The 21,850-nt window shown below is 70.0% G+C and carries 18 protein-coding genes; all 18 read left to right on the forward strand.

Annotation, left to right across the window (positions count from 1 at the left end; translation table 11 throughout):
• The 18 genes from HRF36_RS05075 to pyk all read left to right on the forward strand — a co-directional run bounded on the left by HRF36_RS05075 (position 1) and on the right by pyk (position 21,825).
• Positions 1 to 2,079, forward strand: a complete 2,079-nt coding sequence (locus HRF36_RS05075) for a primosomal protein N' (RefSeq protein WP_173207090.1) — start codon at positions 1 to 3, stop codon at positions 2,077 to 2,079.
• A gap of 15 nt (positions 2,080 to 2,094) precedes the next feature.
• The gene (gene fmt, locus HRF36_RS05080; RefSeq protein ID WP_173207093.1) at positions 2,095 to 3,066 is read left to right on the forward strand and encodes a methionyl-tRNA formyltransferase; all 972 of its coding nucleotides are present in this window, start codon (positions 2,095 to 2,097) and stop codon (positions 3,064 to 3,066) included.
• Positions 3,063 to 4,433, forward strand: a complete 1,371-nt coding sequence (locus HRF36_RS05085; RefSeq protein ID WP_173207096.1) for an RsmB/NOP family class I SAM-dependent RNA methyltransferase — start codon at positions 3,063 to 3,065, stop codon at positions 4,431 to 4,433. The genes fmt and HRF36_RS05085 overlap by 4 nt, the downstream gene beginning before the upstream one ends.
• A 9-nt stretch (positions 4,434 to 4,442) precedes the next feature.
• Positions 4,443 to 5,108: a ribulose-phosphate 3-epimerase gene (gene rpe / locus HRF36_RS05090; RefSeq protein ID WP_173207098.1), complete on the forward strand. Its 666-nt coding sequence runs from the start codon at positions 4,443 to 4,445 to the stop codon at positions 5,106 to 5,108.
• Complete coding sequence (locus HRF36_RS05095) at positions 5,105 to 5,368, forward strand: phosphoribosyl-ATP diphosphatase (protein WP_173207101.1); 264 nt, start codon at positions 5,105 to 5,107, stop codon at positions 5,366 to 5,368. Before rpe ends, HRF36_RS05095 begins: the two co-directional genes overlap by 4 nt.
• A 64-nt stretch (positions 5,369 to 5,432) precedes the next feature.
• Complete coding sequence (gene hisG / locus HRF36_RS05100) at positions 5,433 to 6,272, forward strand: ATP phosphoribosyltransferase (protein ID WP_173207104.1); 840 nt, start codon at positions 5,433 to 5,435, stop codon at positions 6,270 to 6,272.
• Positions 6,273 to 6,274: 2 nt separating this feature from the next.
• On the forward strand, positions 6,275 to 7,066 hold the full coding sequence (hisF, locus tag HRF36_RS05105; protein ID WP_173207107.1) for an imidazole glycerol phosphate synthase subunit HisF: 792 nt from the start codon (positions 6,275 to 6,277) through the stop codon (positions 7,064 to 7,066).
• 88 nt (positions 7,067 to 7,154) lie between these two features.
• Positions 7,155 to 7,571, forward strand: coding sequence for a phosphoribosyl-AMP cyclohydrolase (hisI, locus tag HRF36_RS05110; RefSeq protein ID WP_173207110.1), 417 nt, complete (start codon positions 7,155 to 7,157; stop codon positions 7,569 to 7,571).
• Positions 7,564 to 9,096 (forward strand): anthranilate synthase component I, encoded by a 1,533-nt coding sequence (locus tag HRF36_RS05115; protein WP_217271077.1) that lies wholly within the window; start codon positions 7,564 to 7,566, stop codon positions 9,094 to 9,096. The genes hisI and HRF36_RS05115 overlap by 8 nt, the downstream gene beginning before the upstream one ends.
• Complete coding sequence (locus HRF36_RS05120; protein WP_173207112.1) at positions 9,096 to 9,740, forward strand: Trp biosynthesis-associated membrane protein; 645 nt, start codon at positions 9,096 to 9,098, stop codon at positions 9,738 to 9,740. Before HRF36_RS05115 ends, HRF36_RS05120 begins: the two co-directional genes overlap by 1 nt.
• An 81-nt stretch (positions 9,741 to 9,821) precedes the next feature.
• Positions 9,822 to 10,100 (forward strand): DUF6704 family protein, encoded by a 279-nt coding sequence (locus tag HRF36_RS05125; RefSeq protein ID WP_173207959.1) that lies wholly within the window; start codon positions 9,822 to 9,824, stop codon positions 10,098 to 10,100.
• Positions 10,101 to 10,874 (forward strand): indole-3-glycerol phosphate synthase TrpC, encoded by a 774-nt coding sequence (gene trpC, locus HRF36_RS05130; RefSeq protein WP_173207115.1) that lies wholly within the window; start codon positions 10,101 to 10,103, stop codon positions 10,872 to 10,874.
• Positions 10,875 to 10,876: 2 nt separating this feature from the next.
• The gene (gene trpB / locus HRF36_RS05135; RefSeq protein WP_173207117.1) at positions 10,877 to 12,085 is read left to right on the forward strand and encodes a tryptophan synthase subunit beta; all 1,209 of its coding nucleotides are present in this window, start codon (positions 10,877 to 10,879) and stop codon (positions 12,083 to 12,085) included.
• Positions 12,082 to 12,897 (forward strand): tryptophan synthase subunit alpha, encoded by an 816-nt coding sequence (trpA, locus tag HRF36_RS05140; protein WP_173207120.1) that lies wholly within the window; start codon positions 12,082 to 12,084, stop codon positions 12,895 to 12,897. Before trpB ends, trpA begins: the two co-directional genes overlap by 4 nt.
• Positions 12,898 to 12,982: 85 nt before the next feature.
• On the forward strand, positions 12,983 to 13,981 hold the full coding sequence (gene lgt, locus HRF36_RS05145; RefSeq protein WP_371740022.1) for a prolipoprotein diacylglyceryl transferase: 999 nt from the start codon (positions 12,983 to 12,985) through the stop codon (positions 13,979 to 13,981).
• Positions 13,982 to 14,269: 288 nt separating this feature from the next.
• Positions 14,270 to 18,847 carry a glutamate synthase large subunit gene (gltB, locus tag HRF36_RS05150; RefSeq protein ID WP_173207122.1) on the forward strand — a complete coding sequence of 1,526 codons (4,578 nt, stop codon included), beginning with the start codon at positions 14,270 to 14,272 and terminating at the stop codon, positions 18,845 to 18,847.
• Positions 18,840 to 20,297 carry a glutamate synthase subunit beta gene (locus HRF36_RS05155; RefSeq protein WP_173207124.1) on the forward strand — a complete coding sequence of 486 codons (1,458 nt, stop codon included), beginning with the start codon at positions 18,840 to 18,842 and terminating at the stop codon, positions 20,295 to 20,297. The genes gltB and HRF36_RS05155 overlap by 8 nt, the downstream gene beginning before the upstream one ends.
• 79 nt (positions 20,298 to 20,376) lie before the next feature.
• Positions 20,377 to 21,825, forward strand: coding sequence for a pyruvate kinase (gene pyk / locus HRF36_RS05160; protein ID WP_173207127.1), 1,449 nt, complete (start codon positions 20,377 to 20,379; stop codon positions 21,823 to 21,825).
• The last annotated feature ends 25 nt before the right edge of the window (positions 21,826 to 21,850 follow it).

Raw genomic sequence — 21,850 nt, forward strand, 5'->3', positions numbered from 1 at the left:
ATGGCGGCGGTCGGCGAGCCCCTCGTCGGGGGTGGCCCACGCGTCGTCCGGGTGATGGTCGAATCGCCCCTGCCGCAGCTCGACCGGCTGTTCGACTACGCCGTGCCCGAGCGGCTGCGGGACAAGATCGCCCCGGGCATCCGGGTCAAGGTCCCCCTTCGCTCGGCCGGACGTATCGCCGACGGGTTCGTCGTCGAGGTGGCGTCGACGTCCGAGCACGAGGGTGACCTGAGCGAGATCGACGACGTCGTGTCGACCGTGTCCGTCCTGGCACCTGAGGTGTGGTCGCTCGCCCGGGCCGTCGCCGACCGGGCCGGTGGGTCGGCCAGCGACGTCGTCCGCTTGGCCGTGCCTCCTCGCCAGGTCCGCGTCGAGAAGGCACACCTGGCCGCCGCGGGGGACACCTCCCTTCGGCAGCCGGCCGTCGTCGACGCACCGACGTCGCCAACCGACACCGCCCCGACGTCTCCGACCGACACCGCGCCGACCGTCGACGACCACGAGCCCGTCCGGGTCGTCGTGGGTTACCGGTCCACCGATCTCGTCGGGCTCGTGGTGGCTCGGGGACGGGCAGCGGTCGACGCCGTCCCGCTGCTCGTCGAACTCCCGGACGGGTCGTGGGTCGGGCACTGGGCACTGACGGCCGCACAACTCGCCGCCGTCTCGCTCGAAGCGGGTGACAATGCCATCGTCGCCGTCCCCGACTACCGCGACGAAGAACACGTCCTCCAGGCCCTCACAGCCGTCCTCCCGCCCGACCGTGTCGTCCGACTCGACTCCCGACAGTCCAACGCCGACCGGTACCGGGCGCTGCTCCGTGCCCGGGGCGACGAGCCCGTGGTCGTCGTCGGCAACCGGTCCGTCCTCCTCGCGCCGTCGGCACGCCTCGGCGTCATCGTGGTGTTCGACGACGGCGACTCGTCCTTCGGTGAACCGCTCGCGCCCTACGTGCACGCCCGCGACACCGCGTTGCTCCGGCAGGCACAGCAAGAGAGCGCGCTCGTCTTCCTCGGGCACGCCCGGAGCACCGACGTCCAACGACTCGTCGAGATCGGCTTCCTCGCCGAGGTCCGTCCCGATCCCCGCTACCAACCCCGAGTCGTGCCCACCGTCCGGCAGGCCGCCTCCGACGGATTCGCCGCCCAGGCCCGCATACCGTCTTCGGCCTACGCCGAGGCCCGGGCCGCCGTCGAGCACGGGCCGGTGCTCATCCAAGTCGCCTCACCGGGCTACTCGCCCCGCCTGGCCTGCGTCGACTGTGGCGACACGTCACGCTGCCTCCGCTGCAACGGCCCGCTGCACCAGCGCGAGCGAGGGGCGACCCCGTCGTGCGCCTGGTGCGGTGCCCTCGCCGTCTCGTGGCACTGCCGCACCTGCGAGGGCACCCGCATGCGCGCCGTCGGCACGGGCGCGTCGCGGACGGCCGACGAACTCGGCAAGGCGTTCCCGGGCGTCCGGATCATCGTGTCGGACGGCACACGGGCCCTGACCCACGTCGACGCCGCACCGGCGATCGTGGTCGCCACCCGAGGGGCGGAGCCGGTCGCGCCCGGTGGCTACCGCGCGGTCCTCCTGCTCGACGGCGAACGCATGCTCGCCCGAGAGAGCCTCCGCGTCGCCGAGGACTGTCTGCGCTGGTGGGCTAATGCCACCGCACTGGCGGCACGGCGCGCACCGGTCGTCCTGGTGGGCGTGGGTGGGGCCATCGCCTCAGCCCTGGCCACGTGGGAGCTCGCCCGCTTCGCCTCCTCCGAGCTCGCCGACCGTCGCGTCCTGCGCTTCCCACCGGCCGTCCGCGTGGCCACCGTGACCGGCGCGGTGGACGCCGTCGCGCGCGCACTCGACGACCTCCCGGACGAGGTGCGAGCCGAGACCCTCGGCCCCGTCGACGTCGATCCGGCGGGGGTTCGGGCCATCGTCCGTTTCGACTACGCCCGCGGTCATGACGTGGCCCTCGCCCTGCGCTCACAGGTCATCCGCGCGGCGACCGACCGTCGCAAGGCACTCGGTCAAAGACGCGCTCGGACCGTCCCTACACTCAGAGTGCGGTTCGACGACGTCGAGCCGTTCGCCGACTGAACCACCAGGAACCCCATGCGCCTCGTCTTCGCCGGCAGCCCCGCCGCTGCCGTTCCCTCGCTCACCGCTCTCGCCGAGGGCCCGCACGAGGTCGTGGCCGTCCTGACCCGCGACGACACGCCCCAAGGACGCAAGCGCGTCCTGACCCCCACCCCGGTCGCCGTCGAGGCCGAGCGCCTCGGTCTCCGCGTCGTCAAGGCCCGCCGCATCACGCCGGAGGTCACGGCCGAGCTCTCGGCACTCGATTCAGACCTCGGCGTCGTCGTCGCCTACGGCGCTCTGCTCCGTGAACCGTTGCTGGGTGCCCCGCGGCTGGGTTGGGTGAACCTGCACTTCTCCCTGCTGCCCGCCTGGCGCGGAGCGGCTCCCGTCCAGCGGTCGCTCATGGCCGGTGACGACATGACGGGCGCGGTGGTGTTCCAGCTCGTCCCCGAACTCGACGCGGGTGACGTCTACGGCACCCTCCGACGCCCTCTCGACGGCACCGAGACCGCCGGGACCCTCCTCGACGAACTCGCGCGGTTCGGGTCCGACCTGCTGGTCGACGTGGTCGCCCGCCTCGCCGACGGGACGGCCGTGCCGAGGGCCCAGACCGGCCGGGTCACGCACGCCTCCAAGCTGACCCTCGCCGACGGGGTCCTCGACGCCTCGCGGCCCGCGGCCGAGCTGATCAACCGCTTCCGTGGCGTGACGCCCGAGCCCGGCGCCCGTGTCGACCTCGACGGTGTCGGCCTCAAGATCACGGAGGCGCGGATGGCGTCCGCCGACGAGGCGCCTCTCGAGGCCGGTCGTCTCGAATCACGTGGCCGACGCCTGCTTCTGGGCACGGCTTCCGCGCCCGTCGAGCTCGTCCGCGTGCAACCAGCCGGCAAGAGAGACATACCGGCGGCCGACTGGTGGCGAGGACTGCCCACCGGGGTCGACCGTCGCGTCACCCTGCCCACCGCTCCGTCCTCAGCCGACCCCGACACGGAGACCGCCTCATGAGCCGAGTCCAGCCCGCCCGCCAGGTCGCTCTCGACGTCCTCCGCGCCGTCGAACACGACGATGCCTACGCGAACCTCCTGCTGCCGCAGCGCATCGTCCGGGCTCGCCTGGGTGCCCAGGACGCTGGGCTCGCGACCGAGTTGACCTACGGCACGCTGCGCCTCCGGGGCTACTACGACCGCGTCATCGCACTGGCCGCCCGCCGGAGCACCGATGCCATCGACCCGGCGCTGCTCGACGTCCTGCGACTGGGCACCCACCAGTTGCTCTCGACACGTGTGGCGGTCCACGCCGCCGTCGACGAGAGCGTCGAGCTCGCCCGTCAGGTCGGCAGCCGGTCGGGCACGGGGTTCGTGAACGGCGTCCTCCGCACCATCTCGAGGTCGACGCCCGACGAGTGGCGCGATCGCGTCCTCGCCGGCACGACGGGCGAGGACGACCGTCTGGCGGCCGAGTGGTCGCACCCCGCCTGGGTGGTGCGCGCGTTCCGTCGCTCCTTGGCCGCCGAGGGGCGAGAGAGTGAACTGGTCGATCTGCTCTCTGCTGACAACGACGCGCCCAAGGTCAGCCTCGTCGCCCTGCCGGGCCTGGCGGAGGTCTCCGAGCTCGGGGCTCCCAGCGCGCGCCTCTCGCCCCTCGCCGCGACGAGCGGCGGCGGCGATCCCGCCCAGCAGACTGCAGTCAGGGAGGGCCGCGCCAGGGTCCAGGACGAGGGATCGCAGCTCGCGGCCCTCCTGCTCAGCCGGCACCGAACAGCCGTCCCGGGAGAACGCTGGCTCGACATGTGCGCCGGCCCCGGTGGCAAGGCCGCCCTGCTGGGAGCCGAAGCCGCGAGGGTGGGCGCCCACCTCGTCGCTAACGAACTCGTCCCTGCCCGTGCGGGGCTGGTCCGTCAGGCCCTTGAGGCCGTCCCGGGCGAGGTCGAGGTGCTCGAGGGGGACGCCGCGCGGTTCGGGGTGGAACAGCCCCGTCACTTCGACCGCATCCTCCTCGACGCGCCCTGCACCGGTCTCGGAGCCCTTCGTCGGCGGCCCGAGGCACGCTGGCGCAAACAGCCGGCCGACGTGGGCCAGCTCACGGCGTTGCAGTCGCGCCTCTTCTCCAGCGCGCTGGACGCCCTGGCGCCCGGGGGAGTCCTCGCCTACGTCACCTGCTCGCCGCACACGGCCGAGACCCGTGGTGTCGTCGAGACGGGGCTCCGGGGCCGCGGTGACGAGCTCGTGCTGCTCGACGCCACGTCCGGCATCGAGCGCATCGCCGGTCGACCCGTCGACCTGGCATCGGCACCTTTCGTCCAGCTCTGGCCGCACCGCCACGGCACGGACGCGATGTTCGTCGCCCTGATCGAGCGCCGCGCCGGACGCTAGGCTCGTCCCGTGTCGATCCGCATCAGTCCCAGCATCCTCTCGGCCGACTTCGCCAACCTCGAGCGTGACCTGCAGCGCATCGCCGATGCGGACCTCGTGCACGTCGACGTCATGGACGGCCACTTCGTGCCCAACCTCACGCTCGGCCTGCCCGTCGTGCAGCGTCTCGGTGAGGTCAGCCCGGTTCCGCTCGACCTGCACCTCATGATCGACGACGCCGACCGATGGGCACCCCGCTACGCCGAGACGGGCGCCTTCTCGGTGACCTTCTCAGCCGAGGCCGCGGCCGACCCCGTCTCGACGGCTCGCGCCATCCGCAGCAACGGGGCACGCGCCTCCGTCGCCGTCAAACCCGGCACCGACCTCGAGCCTTACCTCGAGACCCTCGACGAGTACGACATGATCCTCGTCATGACCGTCGAGCCGGGCTTCGGCGGGCAGTCCTTCATGCCCGAGACCATGGTCAAGCTGGCCCGCGCCCGAGATGCCGTGCGCGCCTCCGGGCTGGACGTCTGGCTCGAGGTCGACGGCGGCATCACGACCCAGACCATCGTCACCGCCGTCGAGAACGGGGCCGACACGGTCGTCGCCGGGTCCGCCGTCTACGGCGGGTCGCCCGTCGACAACATCGCTGCACTCCGAGCGGCCGCCGCGACGGTAGCCTTGACGTCGTGAAATCCTTCGACGACCTGTACCTCGAGCTCAGCGACAAGGCACGCGACCGCCCCGACGGGTCGGGCACCGTGGCCGAACTCGACGCCGGTGTGCACCAGATAGGCAAGAAGATCGTCGAAGAGGCCGCCGAGGTCTGGATGGCCGCCGAGTACGAGGGCGACGTCGCGACCGCCGAAGAGATCTCCCAGCTGATCTACCACGTGCAGGTCATGATGGTCGCCAAGGGCATCACCCCGACCGACGTGTACCGACATCTCTGAGCAGCCCTCCGTCACCCCCGTTCGTCACGCCGCCCACGCGGCACCCCAGCAGACAGAGAACCCCATGCTCCGCGTCGCAGTGCCCAACAAGGGCTCCCTCAGCGAGACCGCCTCGGCCATGCTCTCCGAGGCCGGCTACACAGGCCGTCGAGACCCCAAGACGCTCCACGTCGAAGACCCTCGCAACGGCGTCGAGTTCTTCTACCTCCGCCCGCGCGACATCGCCACGTACGTCGGCTCGGGCGCTCTCGACGTCGGCATCACGGGCCGCGACCTGCTGCTCGACTCGCACTCGCCGGCCCACGAGGTCGCACCCCTCGACTTCGGTGGCTCGACCTTCCGTTTCGCCGGCCCTCCCGGTCGCTTCGCCGATCTCCGACAATTGCAGGGCACCCGCGTCGCGACGAGCTACGCCGGGCTGGTCGGCTCGTTCCTCGAGAGCCACGGAGTGACCGCGAACCTCGTGCCCCTCGACGGCGCCGTCGAGAGCGCCGTCCAGCTGGGTGTCGCCGATGCCGTGGCCGACGTCGTCTCCACCGGCGCCACCCTGCGTGCAGCCGGGCTCGAGATCTTCGGACCGGTCATCCTCGAGTCGACGGCCGTCCTCATCTCGTCCGACGCCGATGTCGAGGGCCTCGCCGTCCTCCACCGTCGACTGCAGGGCGTCCTCGTCGCCCGGCAGTACGTCCTGATGGACTACGACGTCCCGGTCGACAAGCTCGACGCCGCGACGGCCGTCGCGGGCGGCATGGAATCGCCCACCGTCTCGCCGCTGCACGACCGCGACTGGGCTGCGGTCCGGGTCATGGTCCCGCGGGCGGACACGAACCAGGTGATGGACGCCCTCTACGATCTCGGCGCCCGGGCCATCCTGGTCAGCCCGATCCACGCCGCGAGGCTGTAGCCGTGCCCGCCGCCGACACGGTCGCCGACGCCCCGTCCCTCGCCGTACGGGTCATCCCGTGCCTCGACGTGGCCGCCGGCCGCGTCGTCAAGGGCGTCAACTTCCTCGACCTGCGCGACGCGGGCGACCCGGTCGAGCTCGCCCGCACCTACTACGAACAGGGCGCGGACGAGATCACCTTCCTCGACGTGACGGCCACGGTCGACGAGCGCTCGACCACGTACGACGTGGTCCGGGCGACGGCCGAGCAGGTCTTCATCCCGCTGACCGTCGGTGGTGGCGTACGCAGCGTCGACGACGTCGCCCGATTGCAGGCGGCCGGTGCCGACAAGATCGGCGTGAACAGTGCGGCCATCGCCCGGCCCGACCTCATCGGAGAGATCGCCGACCGGTTCGGGGCCCAGGCGGTCGTCCTCTCCCTCGATGTCAAGCGCTCGGCCGTGACCGCGTCGGGCTTCGTCGTCACGACCCACGGCGGCCGAACCGAGACGACCCTGGATGCCCTCGTCTGGGCTCGCGAGGCCGTCGAACGCGGGGCGGGCGAGTTGCTCGTCAACTCGATCGACGCCGACGGCACCAAGCAGGGCTTCGACCTCGAACTCGTCCGCGCCATGCGTGACCTCAGTCGGGTCCCGGTCGTGGCGTCCGGAGGCGCGGGCCGGCTCGAACACTTCGCCCCCGCCATCGAGGCAGGCGCCGACGCCGTGCTCGCGGCGTCGGTCTTCCACAACGGCGAACTCACCGTGGGCCAGGTCAAGGACGAGCTGGCACGGTCGGGAGCCGTCGTCCGCTGAGGTGGTCCGCCACTCCCACCGGGATCGCACTCCACCACCAGACACCGCACCGCACCGCACCGCACCGCACCGCACCGAGGAGCACATCATGACCGACCAGCTGACGCGCGAGACGGTCGAGCCCGTCGTCGCCCGTGCCCGCTTCGATGCGTCGGGCCTCCTGCCTGCCATCATCCAGCAGGACGGGACGAAGGACGTGCTGATGATGGGCTGGATGGACGCCGAAGCGCTCCGCCGAACGCTGACCGAGGGGCGCGTCACGTTCTGGTCCCGGTCCCGGCGGGAGTACTGGCGGAAGGGTGACACCTCCGGTCATGCGCAGTTCGTCCGAGCTGCCGCCCTCGACTGCGACGACGACGTGCTGCTGGTCACGGTCGAGCAGATCGGCGCGGCCTGTCACACGGGTTCCCACTCGTGTTTCGAGGTCGACCCGCTCGAGCCGGCCACCGCCTCCTCGTCCGACCCCTCCGGCACCACCGAGCAGACCGGGGGACCCCGTGCCTGACGGTCCGATCCGCACCTCGACGACCAGGGCCCAGTTCGACGAGCGATTGGTCGGCCACCGGGTCGTGCCCGTCGTCCGCGACCTGTTCGCCGAAGGTGAGACTCCGGTCGGCGTGTACCGCAAGCTCGCCGACGGCAGACCCGGCAGCTTTCTGCTCGAGTCGGCGGCTCAGGGCGGCATCTGGTCCCGGTGGTCGTTCGTGGGCGTCTCGTCGTTCGGCGTGCTGACGACCGATGGTGGCGAGGCCCGATGGATCGACTACGGCGTGGACCGCGAGCGGGCCCTCGGCGATGCCACAGGCCGACCCCTCGAGGTGCTGTCGGCCCTGCACCGCCGGTGGGCCACCCCGCGCATCGACGGGATGCCGCCGCTCACCGGCGGACTCGTCGGTTTCATCGGCTGGGAAGCCGTGCGCGAGCTCGAGCACCTTCCCGACGCGCCGCCGGCCGAGTTCACCGTGCCGTCGCAGGCCCTGAGCTTCGTCTCCGAGCTCGTGGCCCTCGACCACCGGACCGGTGCCGTCTTCCTCGTCGCGACCGCCCTGAACGACGGCACCGACGACCCCGACGACCTCTGGTCCGACGCGCAGTCGCGGCTCGACGACCTGCAGTCCCGGCTCGCCGCCCCGAGCGAGACGTTCCTCTCCGACGTCGACCTGACGATCGAGGCGACCCCCACCCGGCGTTCGAGCGATGCCGAGTACGCGCACGCGATCGAGCGGTCGAAGCAGTTCATCCACGACGGCGACGTCTTCCAGGTCGTCGTCTCGCAGCGCTTCGACCACGGGGTGACGGCAGAACCGCTCGACGTCTACCGGGTGCTGCGCACGCTCAACCCGAGCCCGTACATGTATCTCGTGACCCTCGACGACGTGCAGGGCCGGCCGTACACGATCGTCGGCTCGTCACCCGAAGCGCTGGTCAAAGTCGACGGACGCCGCGCCTACACGCATCCCATCGCGGGCTCGAAGCCTCGCGGCACCTCGCCCGACGAGGACCAGCGCTACGCCGACGAGCTCGCGTCGGACGAGAAGGAGCGCGCAGAGCACCTCATGCTCGTCGACCTGGCTCGTAACGACCTGCTCAAGGTCTGCACGCCCGGCACCGTCGAGGTGACCGAGTTCATGCAGGTCGAGCGCTTCAGCCACATCATGCACCTCGTGTCGAGCGTCGAGGGCGACCTCGCCCCCGGCAGGGACGCCATCGACGCCTTCCGGGCCACGTTCCCGGCCGGGACGCTGTCGGGCGCTCCCAAGCCCCGGGCCCTCGAGATCATCGACGAACTCGAGCCGGCCCAGCGTGGCGTCTACGGGGGAGTGGTCGGCTACTTCGACTTCGCCGGTTCGGCGGACGTCGCCATCGCGATCCGCACCGTCCTGCTGCAGGACGGCGTGGCCAGGGTCCAGGCCGGTGCCGGACTCGTCGCCGACAGCGACCCGGTCGCCGAGAACCAGGAGGCGCGCAACAAGGCCGCGGCACCCTTGCGCGCCGTCGCGGTGGCCAACGCCATGACACGGCTCCGCTGATGACTGCTCGACGCCTGAAGCTGACGACGATCCTGACGGGCATCGTGCTCGCAGGGCTCGGACTGTTGTCCTGGACCCAGGACTGGTTCCACGTCGTCGTCGCGTCCCCCCAGGGCGGTGAGCTGTCCCTCGACGTCGCCGGTGACGTCGCCGGCGCGCCGTTGTCCGCCCTGTCCCTGGCCAGCCTGGCGCTCTTCGGAGCGCTCACGATCGCCGGTCGCGTGTTCCGCGTCGTCCTCGGGGTGCTGCAAGTGGCACTGGGAGCCAGCGTCGTCCTGACGACGTCGACGGCTCTCGCCGATCCCGTGCGGGCATCGGGGAGCGCCGTGACCACCGCCACGGGCGTCGACGGCACCGACTCGATCCGCAGCATCGTGTCGTCGGTCGAGCCGACGGCCTGGCCCTGGCTCGGGCTCGCCGCCGGCGTGCTCGCCGCGCTGCTCGGAATCGCCACGGTGCTCCTCTCCGGCGCGTGGCCGCGGGCCACCCGCAAGTACTCCGCGACCCGCCTCGTCGTGGCGGACCCCTCGGCCGATCCGGCCGCGGCCTGGGACGCGCTCTCGAGCGGGGACGACCCGACCGACACCTCCCCGCGCCTCGACGAGGGCGGGTCGGGCCCCACCGAGCAGGACCGCACCGGGTAGACTCGGCCCTCGAACCGACCTGATCCAAGGAGCACTGTGAGCACGAACACGACGAGCACCCCCTCCGGTGGCGACGCGCCCCTGAAGAACGCCCCGGCGAAGGTCGACTCCGGCTCGAAGGGCCGAGACACCGAGACGGTCGACGATCTCGGCCACGGCAACTCGCCGGCCGCCTGGACGGCCGTGGTCATCATGCTGGTCGGCTTCGCCATCGGCACCCTCGCTTTCTTCCTCGACGTCCCGTGGATCGTCTGGGCGTCTGCCGGTCTCGTGGTCGTGGGGCTCGTCGTGGGTCTCGTCCTCAAGAAGGCCGGTTACGGCGTCGGCGGTCACCGCTACGTGCCGAAGGCCCACAACTAGGTGCTCGACGACCTGTACGCGGGTGCCATGGCCGACGCCGCAGCACGCCGCGAATCCCTCCCTTTCGCCGCCGTCGAGGCTGCCGCTCTCTCTCGCGCGACCGCCCTCGACGCCCGAGCCGCGCTCGCCCCGACCGACCGCGTCAAGGTCATCGCCGAAGTGAAGCGCGCGAGCCCGTCACGGGGCCATCTCTCGACGATCGCCGACCCGGCGTCGTTGGCCCGCTCCTACGCGACCGGTGGCGCCAGCGCGATCAGCGTTCTCACCGAGGGTCGCAAGTTCAAGGGTTCCCTCGCCGATCTCGAGGCGGTCCGGGCGGCCGTCGACGTGCCCGTCCTGCGCAAGGACTTCATCGCCGACGCCTACCAGGTCTTCGAGGCCCGGGCGTCCGGCGCCGACCTCGTCCTCTTGATCGTGGCCGGGCTCGCACAGCCTCGCCTCGTCGAGTTGCACGACCTCGTGCGGCAACTGGGCATGACGGCCCTCATCGAGGCGCACTCGGCCGACGAGGTGTCCCGGGGTCTCGACGCGGGTGCGACGATCCTCGGCGTGAACGCCCGTGACCTGACGACCTTCGAGCTCGACCGCGACTTGTTCGGACGCCTGTCCGACGCGATCCCGGCCGGCGTCACCCGTGTCGCCGAATCGGCCGTCTCGTCGCCCGACGACGTCGCCCACTACCGTCGCTCGGGCGCCGACGTCGTCCTCGTGGGCGAAGCCCTCGTGACGCACGGCGATCCCGCCGACGCCATCACCCGCTTCCTGGAGGTCTGACCATGCCACTACGTGACGAGACGGGTCCGTACTTCGGTTCGTTCGGCGGGCGCTTCGTGCCCGAGTCCCTCGTGGCCGCTCTCGACGAGCTCGACGCGGCCTACAAGGCCGCGGCCGTCGACCCCGAGTTCGCTGCCGAGTTGACGGCCTTGCACGCCACTTACACGGGCCGCCCCTCGATCATCACCGAGGTGCCACGTTTCGCACGGCACGCGGGCGGCGCCCGGGTCATCCTGAAGCGCGAGGACCTCAACCACACGGGGTCGCACAAGATCAACAACGTGCTCGGGCAAGCGCTGCTGGCTCGAAAGCTCGGAAAGACCCGCCTGATCGCCGAGACGGGGGCCGGTCAGCACGGTGTCGCGACGGCCACCGCCGCCGCTCTCTTCGGCATGGAGTGCGTCGTCTACATGGGGCAGGTCGACACCGAGCGTCAGGCTCTCAACGTCGCGCGGATGCGCCTGCTCGGGGCCGAGGTCGTCTCGGTGACCACCGGGTCGCGCACGCTCAAGGACGCGATCAACGACGCCATGCGCGACTGGGTCTCCAGCGTCGACACCACGCACTACGTGTTGGGCACCGTCGCCGGCCCGCACCCGTTCCCGGCCATGGTGCGCGACTTCCACAAGATCATCGGTGAAGAAGCTCGTCAGCAGGTCCTCGACCTGACCGGTGAGCTCCCGGATGCCGTCACCGCCTGTGTCGGCGGTGGTTCGAACGCCATGGGCATCTTCCACGCATTCCTCGACGACCCTTCCGTCCGGTTGTTCGGCTTCGAGGCCGGCGGCGACGGCGTCGAGACGGGCCGTCACGCGGCCTCGATCACGCTCGGCCGCATCGGCAACCTGCAGGGGACGAAGTCGTACCTCATGCAGGACGAGGACGGGCAGACTCTCGAGAGCCACTCGATCTCCGCCGGCCTCGACTACCCGAGTGTCGGTCCGGAGCATGCCTGGTTGTCCGAGTCCGGGCGGGCCGAGTACCAGCCGATCACCGACGACGAGGCCATGCAAGCGTTCCGTCTGCTGTCGCAGACCGAGGGCATCATGCCGGCGATCGAGTCCGCGCACGCCCTCGCGGGCACGATCAAGCTCGGCCTCGAGCACCCCGATTGGACGATCCTGGTCTCGCTCAGCGGTCGTGGTGACAAGGACGTCGCGACGGCCAGCCGGTACTTCGGCGTCCTCGACGAGAAGGCGCAGCAGCTGTGAACACGGCGACACCAGAGGGCACGAGCAAGGTCGGCGCGGCCATCCGGGCCCGACGCGACGCCGGGAGCGGTGCCGTGGTGGGGTACCTGCCGGTCGGCTTCCCCGACCTCGAGACGAGCATCGAGGCGGCGGTGGCGATGGCCGAGAACGGCATCGACGTCATCGAACTCGGAATTCCCTACTCCGACCCGGTCATGGACGGCCCGGTGATCCAGGCCGCCACGCAGCGCTCTCTCGCCGAGGGGTTCCGTGTGCGCGACGTCTTCACGGCGATCCGCGAGATCACCTCTCGTGTGGACGTCCCCGTCATCCCCATGACCTACTGGAACCCCGTCGAGCAGTACGGGGTGCAGCGATTCGCGGACGACCTCGCCGCTGCGGGTGGGGCCGGTCTCATCACGCCCGACCTGATCCCCGACGAAGCCGGCGCGTGGATGGCAGCCGCCGAGGCCGCCGACCTCGACCGGGTGTTCCTCGCGGCTCCGTCCTCGAGCGATTCACGCCTCCGGCAGGCTGTCGCCAGCAGTCGCGGCTTCGTCTACACGGTCTCGACGATGGGCATCACGGGTGCCCGTTCCGACGTCGACTCGGCGGCGAGCACATTGGTCGCTCGGCTGCGGGAGGTCGACGTCGAGAACGCGTGCGTCGGGCTCGGCATATCGTCCGCTCAGCAGGTCCGCGAAGTGCTCGAGTACGCCGACGGGGCCATCATCGGTTCGGCCTTCGTTCGTGCCCTCGCCGACGGAGGGGTCCAACGCCTCGCCGAGGTGAGCGCCGACCTCTCGTCCGGCGCGGCACCGTCCGCCTCCTGATCCCCTCCGGTTCGGTCTCTCCGCGCTAGAGTCGTCACCCGTCGGGTGACCGACGCCCCGAACCCCTCCGAAAGGCACCCCGCCCGTGTTCGTTCCCCTGAGCATCCCGAGCCCGTCGGCCGCCTGGCAGTACTTCGACGTCACCGCTTGGTTGAACTCGACCTTCGGGGCTTCGCTGCCCGGCTCGCTGCGCATCCACGCCTACGCCATCTGCATCCTGGTCGGCATCGTCGCCGCCGTCGTGGTGACGAACCACCGTCTCAATCGTCAGGGGGCGGAAAAGGGCATCGTCATCGACGTGGCCATCTGGGCCGTCGTCTTCGGCATCGCCGGCGGTCGGTTCTTCCACGTCGTGTCGCATCCGGGCGACTACTTCGCCGGGCAGGAGTGGTGGCGAGCCTTCGCCGTCTGGGAGGGCGGGCTGGCCATCTACGGCGCCCTGCTCTTCGGTGCCGTCGGAGTCTGGCTGGGCTGCCGCTTCACCGGTCTCCGGTTCACGGTCTTCGCCGACGCCCTCGCCCCGGGACTCCTCATCGCGCAGGCCTTCGGTCGCCTTGGCAACTGGTTCAACCACGAGCTCTTCGGCATGCCCACCGATCTGCCCTGGGGCCTCGAGATCGAGTCCACGAACGCCGCCTACCCCACTGGCCTGCCCGAGGGCACGCTGTTCCACCCGACGTTCCTCTACGAGATCGTCTGGATGCTTGCCGGGGTCGCGATCCTGTTGGTCCTCGAGAAGAGGGCCCCGATGCAGTGGGGCCGGTCGGTGGCCTTCTACCTGGTCTGGTACGGCATCGGTCGCGCATGGTTCGAGTCGATCCGCACCGATCCGAGCCTGTTGTTCTTCGGCATCCGCACGAACGTCTGGATGAGCTTCTTCGCCATCGTCCTCGGCATCGTGGTCTTCGTCGTCGCCTCGCGTCGTCACACCGGCACCGTTCCCGGCCCCTACGTGCCCGGTCGCGCGCCGAGCGAGCGAGTGTCTGCTGTAGACTCCGATGACACGTACACGGAGAACGACGAACCCGAGTTGGTCACCGTCGGCGCATCGGACGACAACACCGATCGCTCACCGCGTCCCTAGGTCGTCCACTCCACGACGACCGCGGGCCCGGCGCCCCATCGATGTGGCGCCCGATCCTCTCCACCCCATCCTGGTGCGAACGATCCGCCCGCGACACGGTTCTGTGCACGCACTCGCGCCTCGTAAGATCGAGCGCAGTCGGCCTCACCCGCCGGCGTGCACGCCAACGGTCGCCACGAGCCGACCTCTCCCGCCGAGTCGGGGCCGCCCACAGGACCCGGCCCGGTCAGGCATCTCGGGCCGACGTCGTCCCGCCCCCTGTCGGATCTCTTCGTGAGGACGGATTCCATGGCTGTCACGCCAGCACACCAGCAGTTCAGCACGGTCCCCGAGGCCAGTGGTCTCTACGACCCGCGCAACGAGAAGGACGCGTGTGGTCTCGCCATGGTCGCGACCCTCCGCGGAACCCCTGGCCACGACATCGTCGACACCGCTCTGCGGGCCCTCCGGAACCTCGAGCACCGAGGTGCCGTGGGCTCCGATGCCGGAACGGGCGACGGGGCGGGCATCCTCTGCCAGGTGCCCGACGACTTCCTCCGGCACGTGGTCGACTTCGATCTGCCACCGGCAGGCCAGTACGCCGTGGGCATCGCCTACCTGCCGCTCGACGAACAGGAGCGCTCCGAGCTCAAGACGGGCATCGAGCGCATCGCCGACCTGGAGCACCTCGACGTTCTCGGTTGGCGTGAGGTCCCCGTGCGACCCGAAGAACTCGGAACGCTCGCGCGAAACGCCATGCCCGCCTTCGAGCAGCTCTTCGTCGCCAGCAGGCACCACGACGCCGACGAAGTCCCCCTCGCCGGTGTCGCACTGGACCGCCAGGCGTTCCGGTTGCGCAAGCGCGCGGAGCGCAAGCTCTCGGCGTACTTCACCTCGCTGGGCAGCCGGACCATGGTCTACAAGGGCATGGTCACCACCTTGCAGCTGGAGCCGTTCTACCCGGACCTGAGCGACGAACGCTTCGCGTCGAAGCTCGCCATCGTGCACTCGCGCTATTCGACGAACACGTTCCCGTCGTGGCCCCTGGCCCAGCCCTTCCGCATGATCGCGCACAACGGCGAGATCAACACCGTCCGAGGCAATCGCAACTGGATGCGGGCCCGTCAGTCCCAGCTCGAGAACGAGCTGATCGGCGACCTCAAGCCCCTCCTTCCGATCGTGAGCCCCGGGGCGAGTGACTCGGCGTCCTTCGACGAGGTCGTCGAGCTGCTGAGCCTGACCGGCCGGTCCCTGCCGCACGCGGTCATGATGATGGTGCCCGAAGCCTGGGAGAACCAGGTCGACATCGACCCCACCCTGCGCGACTTCTACGAATACCACTCCATGCTCATGGAGGCGTGGGACGGCCCGGCGGCCATCACGTTCACCGACGGCACGCACGTCGGCGCCACGCTCGACCGAAACGGCCTGCGCCCGGGTCGCTACCTCGTCACCGACGAGGGTCTCGTGGTCCTCGCCAGCGAGATCGGCGTCATCGACGTCGACCCCGCGAAGGTCGTCCGCAAGGGTCGACTCCGCCCCGGCAAGATGTTCCTGGTCGACACCGAGGCCGGTCGGATCATCGAGGACGACGAGATCAAGCGCGATCTCGCCACGGCCGCGCCCTACGGCGAATGGCTCGCCGAGGGGCGCATCCACCTGTCCGAGCTGCCCGAGCGGGAGCACATCGTCCACACCCCCGCGTCGGTCACCCGACGTCAGCGCACCTTCGGGTACACCGAGGAAGAGGTCCGCATCCTGCTGACCCCGATGGCCAAGACCGGTGCGGAGCCCCTCGGAGCCATGGGAAGCGACACGCCGATCGCCGTCCTGTCCGAGCGCCCGCGCCTCCTGTTCGACTACTTCACGCAGCAGTTCGCGCAGGTGACGAACCCGCCGCTCGACTCCATCCGTGAATCGGTCGTCACGTCTCTCAAGCTGGGGCTCGGCCCCGAGCGGAACCTGCTCGCCGCGACCCCCGAGCACGCCCGCCAGGTGATCCTCGACTTCCCGGTCATCGACAACGACGAGCTCGCGAAGATCCAGCACATCGACCCGAGCCCGGGCTCGCGCGTGACCTCGACCATCCGCGGGCTCTACCGTGCCGACAAGGGCCCACGAGCGCTCGAGAAGCGCATCGCGGCCATGTGCAACGAGGTGGACGACGCCATCGAGGCGGGGGCCGAGTTCATCGTGCTCTCCGACCGTGACTCGAACGCCGACTTCGCCCCCGTGCCCTCGCTTCTCATGATCGCGGCGGTTCACCACCACCTGATCCGGACCGAGAACCGCATGAAGGTGGGCCTGATCGTCGAGGCGGGCGACGTGCGCGAGGTGCACCACGTGGCCACCCTGATCGGCTACGGCGCGTCCGCGGTCAACCCGTACCTCGCGATGGAGACCTGCGAGAACCTCGTGCGGGCCGGCATGATCACCGGGCTGACCCCCGAGGACGCCGTTCACAACCTGATCAAGGCGCTCGGCAAGGGCGTCCTCAAGATCATGTCCAAGATGGGCATCTCGACGGTGTCGAGCTACGCCGCCGCGCAGGCGTTCGAGGCCGTGGGCCTCAGCCAAGAGTTCGTCGACACCTACTTCACCGGCACGTCGTCGGTGCTCGGTGGCGTCGGGATCGACGTCGTCGCGGCCGAGAACAAGCAGCGTCACACGAGCGCCTACCCCAGCGACGGATCCGTCATCGCCCACGAGCGCTTGGCCACGGGCGGCGAGTACCAGTGGCGACGCGAGGGTCCTCGCCACCTCTTCAACCCCGACACCGTGTTCCGACTGCAGCACGCCACGCGTACCCGTCGGTACGACATCTTCCGCGAGTACACCAAGCTCGTCGACGACCAGGCCGAGCAGCTGATGACGCTGCGCGGATTGTTCCGACTGAAGCACGGGGTGCGGCCGGCCGTCCCGCTCGACGAGGTCGAGCCCATCGAGTCGATCGTCAAGAGGTTCTCGACCGGGGCGATGAGCTACGGCTCGATCTCCCAGGAGGCGCACGAGACCCTCGCCATCGCGATGAACCGCCTCGGCGGCAAGTCCAACACCGGCGAAGGTGGTGAAGACGTGGATCGGCTGCTCGACCCCGAGCGCCGCAGCGCCGTGAAGCAGGTGGCCTCCGGCCGCTTCGGTGTGACGAGCATGTACCTGACGCACGCCACCGACATCCAACTCAAGATGGCTCAGGGCGCCAAACCCGGTGAGGGCGGACAACTGCCGCCGACCAAGGTCTACCCCTGGGTGGCGCGCACCCGTCACGCGACCGCGGGCGTGGGACTCATCTCACCGCCCCCGCACCACGACATCTACTCCATCGAGGACCTCAAGCAGCTCATCTTCGACGTGAAGCGGGCCAACCCCAAGGCACGCGTGCACGTCAAGCTCGTGAGCCAGTCGGGCATCGGGGCTGTCGCCGCCGGGGTCACCAAGGCCCTGGCCGACGTCGTGCTGGTCTCCGGTCACGACGGCGGCACCGGTGCCAGCCCCCTGAACTCGCTGAAGCACGCGGGCACACCCTGGGAGATCGGTCTCGCCGAGACCCAGCAGACCCTGATGCTGAACGGCATGCGCGACCGTGTCGTCGTCCAGGTCGACGGTCAGATGAAGACGGGTCGCGACGTGCTCATCGCCGCCCTGCTCGGTGGCGAGGAATTCGGTTTCGCGACGGCGCCGCTGATCGTCGAGGGATGCATCATGATGCGGGTCTGCCACCTCGACACGTGCCCGGTCGGCGTCGCGACGCAGAACCCCGAGCTCCGCGCCCGCTTCTCGGGCAAGCCGGAGTTCGTCGTCAACTTCTTCGAGTTCCTGGCACAAGAGGTGCGCGAGTACCTGGCCGCTCTCGGGTTCCGCAGCCTCGACGAGGCCATCGGCCGAACCGACGTCCTCGACGTCGACCGTGCCGTCGACCACTGGAAGGCCTCGGGTCTCGACCTGGCCCCGGTGCTGATCGGTCCGACCTTCTCCGACGACGAGCCCCGACGCAACCACACCACGCAGGACCACGGTCTCGAGGACCACTTCGACGTCCAACTGATCGAGCGCAGTGCGGACGTCCTCGAGAACGGTGGACACGTCGAGATCACACTGCCCATCCGCAACACCGAGCGTGCCGTCGGCACGATGCTCGGGCACGAGGTCACCCTCCGACACGGCGAGCACGGGCTGCCCGACGGCAGCATCGAGGTCAACCTCAGCGGATCGGCGGGGCAGTCGCTCGGCGCCTTCCTGCCGGCCGGCATCACCCTGCGGCTCGAGGGCGACAGCAACGACTACGTGGGCAAAGGCCTCTCGGGCGGCAACGTCGTGGTGCGCCCGCCGCGCGGCAGCGCGTTCGCGGCCGAGGAGAACGTCATCGCCGGCAACGTGATCGGCTACGGAGCCACCCAGGGCAGCATGTTCCTGCGCGGGATCGTGGGGGAGCGGTTCCTGGTTCGCAACTCCGGGGCCAGTGCGGTCGCCGAGGGCGTGGGCGACCACGCACTCGAGTACATGACGGGTGGCCTCGCCGTCATCCTCGGCGACACGGGGCGCAACCTCGGCGCCGGCATGTCGGGAGGGACGGCCTACGTGTACCGCCTCGAGCCCGGACGGGTCAACGCCGAGGCCCTGGCTTCGGGTGAGCTCGAACTGCACCCGCTCGGCAGCGCCGACGTGGAGATCCTCACCGATCTGCTGCAGCGTCACCTGGCCGAGACCGGGTCACCCGTGGCGCAGCGCATGCTCGACGACCTCGACGCCACGGTGGCCGAGTTCGTCAAGGTGCTGCCCCGCGACTACGCCGCCGTCCTCGCCACCCGGCAGACGGCCGTCGACGAGGGTCTCGACCCCGATGGCGACGAAGCATGGAAGAGAATCCTGGAGGTGACCGGTGGCTGATCCCAAAGGCTTCCTGAAGACGCAATCGCGCGAGTTGCCCAAGCGCCGGCCCGTCTCGGTGCGGCTCATGGACTGGAAAGAGGTCTACGAGCAGCAAGAGAGCGGGGCACTCCGTCGTCAAGCCGGCCGCTGCATGGACTGTGGAGTCCCGTTCTGCCACCAGGGCTGCCCGCTGGGCAACCTGATCCCCGAGTGGAACGACCTGATGTGGCGCGGTGAGGGCCGTCAGGCCATCGAGCGCCTGCACGCGACCAACAACTTCCCGGAGTTCACGGGTCGTCTCTGCCCCGCGCCGTGCGAGTCCTCCTGCGTGCTGGGCATCAACCAGCCGCCGGTGACCATCAAGCAGGTCGAGGTCTCGATCATCGACCAGGCGTTCGCCAACGGTTGGGTCACGCCGCATCCGCCCGAGCGACTGACCGGAAAGACCGTCGCGGTCGTCGGCTCCGGCCCCGCCGGTCTCGCCGCCGCCCAGCAGCTCACCCGTGCGGGCCACACGGTGGCCGTCTACGAGCGTGAGGACCGCATCGGCGGGCTCCTGCGCTATGGCATCCCGGACTTCAAGATGGAGAAGAAGCAGCTGGAGCAGCGCATCGCCCAGATGCAGGCCGAGGGCACGCGTTTCCGGGCGCGGGTCGAGATCGGGCGGGACATCGCCTGGGACGACCTCCGGGCGCGCTACGACGCCGTCGTGGTCGCGACAGGTGCCACGGTGCCCCGCGACCTGCCGATCCCCGGACGCGACCTGTCCGGAATCCACTTCGCCATGGACTACCTCGTGCAACAGAACAAGGCCGGAGCAGGCGACACGGTCGCCGACCAGATCACGGCCGAGGGAAAGCACGTCGTCGTCCTGGGTGGTGGCGACACGGGTGCGGACTGCATCGGAACGGCACACCGTCAAGGTGCCCTCTCGGTCACCAACCTCGCCATCGGTCAGCAGCCCCCCGAGGAACGCCCGGAGGCACAGCCCTGGCCGATGTTCCCCACCCTGTTCGAGGTGTCGAGTGCCCACGAAGAGGGCGGCGAGCGGGTCTACCTCGCATCGACGGTGGAGTTCCTGACGAACGAGGTCGGTGAGGTGCGCGCCATCCGCGTCGCCGAGACCGAGTACATCGACGGGCGACGGGTCCCCAAGGCAGGAACGGAGCGCGAGGTCCCCGCCGACCTCGTCCTCCTCGCCCTAGGTTTCACCGGGCCCGAGCGCGAGGCCATCGAGGAGCAGCTGAGGCTCACCTTCGACGGCCACGGTTCACTCGAACGTGGCGCCACCTACGAGACCGGCGAGCCCGGCGTCTTCGTGACCGGCGACGCCGGTCGCGGGCAGTCGCTCATCGTCTGGGCGATCGCCGAGGGGAGGGCGACCGCCTCGGCGGTGGACGCCTACCTCGAGGGCGAGACCGTGTTGCCTTTCCCGGTGAAGCCCACCGATCGGTCCATCTCGGTCTGATCCGGCCCCTCGACGGGAATAGGGTGGGAGACGGGTCTGCAGTCGTCCCACCCCCATTCCCCCCACACGAACGGAACACATGAGACGCGCAAAGATCGTCGCCACCCTCGGGCCGGCGACGTCGAGCTACGACGACATCCGGGCGATCATCGACGCCGGCGTCGACGTGGCCCGCATGAACCTCAGCCACGGCAGCTACGACGTCCACGAGGGCGTCTACGCCAACGTCCGTCAGGCGTCGGCCGACTCGGGCCGCGCCGTCGCGGTACTCGTCGACCTCCAGGGCCCCAAGATCCGCCTCGGCAAGTTCGCCGACGGTCCGCACGACCTCGAGGTCGGTGACGTCTTCAAGATCACCACGGACGAGATCCTGGGCTCGAAAGAGATCTGCGGCACGACGTTCAAGGGCCTTCCCGACGACGTCAAGGCGGGCGACCCGCTCCTGATCGACGACGGCCGCGTCAAGCTCCGCGTCCTCGAGACCGACGGGACCGTCGTCACCACCGAAGTCGTCGTCGCCGGCACCGTCTCGAACAACAAGGGCATCAACCTTCCCGGTGTGGCGGTCAACGTCCCCGCCCTGTCCGACAAGGACGAGGCCGACCTGCGCTGGGGCCTCCAGCTCGGCGCCGACCTGATCGCCCTCTCGTTCGTGCGTGACGCGGACGACGTCGTCCGCGTGCACGAGATCATGGCCGAAGAGGGGCGCAAGGTCCCCGTCTACGCGAAGATCGAGAAACCCCAAGCCGTCGACAACCTCGAGGCCATCATCGACGCGTTCGACGGCATCATGGTCGCCCGTGGCGATCTGGGCGTCGAGCTGCCCCTCGAGGCCGTCCCGATCGTCCAGAAGCATGCGGTCGAGCTCTCGCGTCGCATGGCCAAGCCGGTCATCGTCGCCACCCAGATGCTCGAGTCCATGATCTCCAGCCCGATCCCCACGCGCGCCGAGACCTCCGACGTCGCCAACGCCGTCCTCGACGGTACCGACGCGGTCATGCTCTCGGGCGAGACCAGCGTCGGCGAGTACCCCGTCATCACCGTGCAGACGATGGCGCGCATCGTCGCGTCCACCGAAGAGCACGGTCTCGAGCGCATCCCCCCGCTGGGCACGCGTCCCCGCACCCAGGGTGGCGCCATCACGCTGGCCGCAGCGGACGTCGCCGATTTCGTGCAGGCGAAGTTCCTCTGCGTCTTCACCGAGTCGGGCGACTCGGTCCGTCGCATGTCCCGCCTGCGCCACTCGATCCCCATCCTGGCCTTCACCCCCAACGAGGCCATCCGACGCCGCATGGCGATCAGCTGGGGTGTCCAGTCCTACCTGGTCGAGACCGTCACGCACACCGACGCGATGTTCGCGCAGGTCGACGACATCCTCCTCGGCAACGATCTCGCCGAATCGGGTGACAAGGTCATCGTGATCGCCGGGTCCCCTCCCGGCATCGCCGGCTCGACGAACGACCTCCGGGTCCACCGTGTGGGCGACGCCCACGCCGAGGCCGCACCGGCCTACGCATCGCAGCCCTGACCGTCTGCGTCATTCCTGGCCGAGC

The sequence above is a fragment of the Frigoribacterium sp. VKM Ac-2836 genome (genome assembly GCF_013248995.1).
Taxonomy (GTDB): Bacteria; Actinomycetota; Actinomycetes; order Actinomycetales; family Microbacteriaceae; genus Frigoribacterium.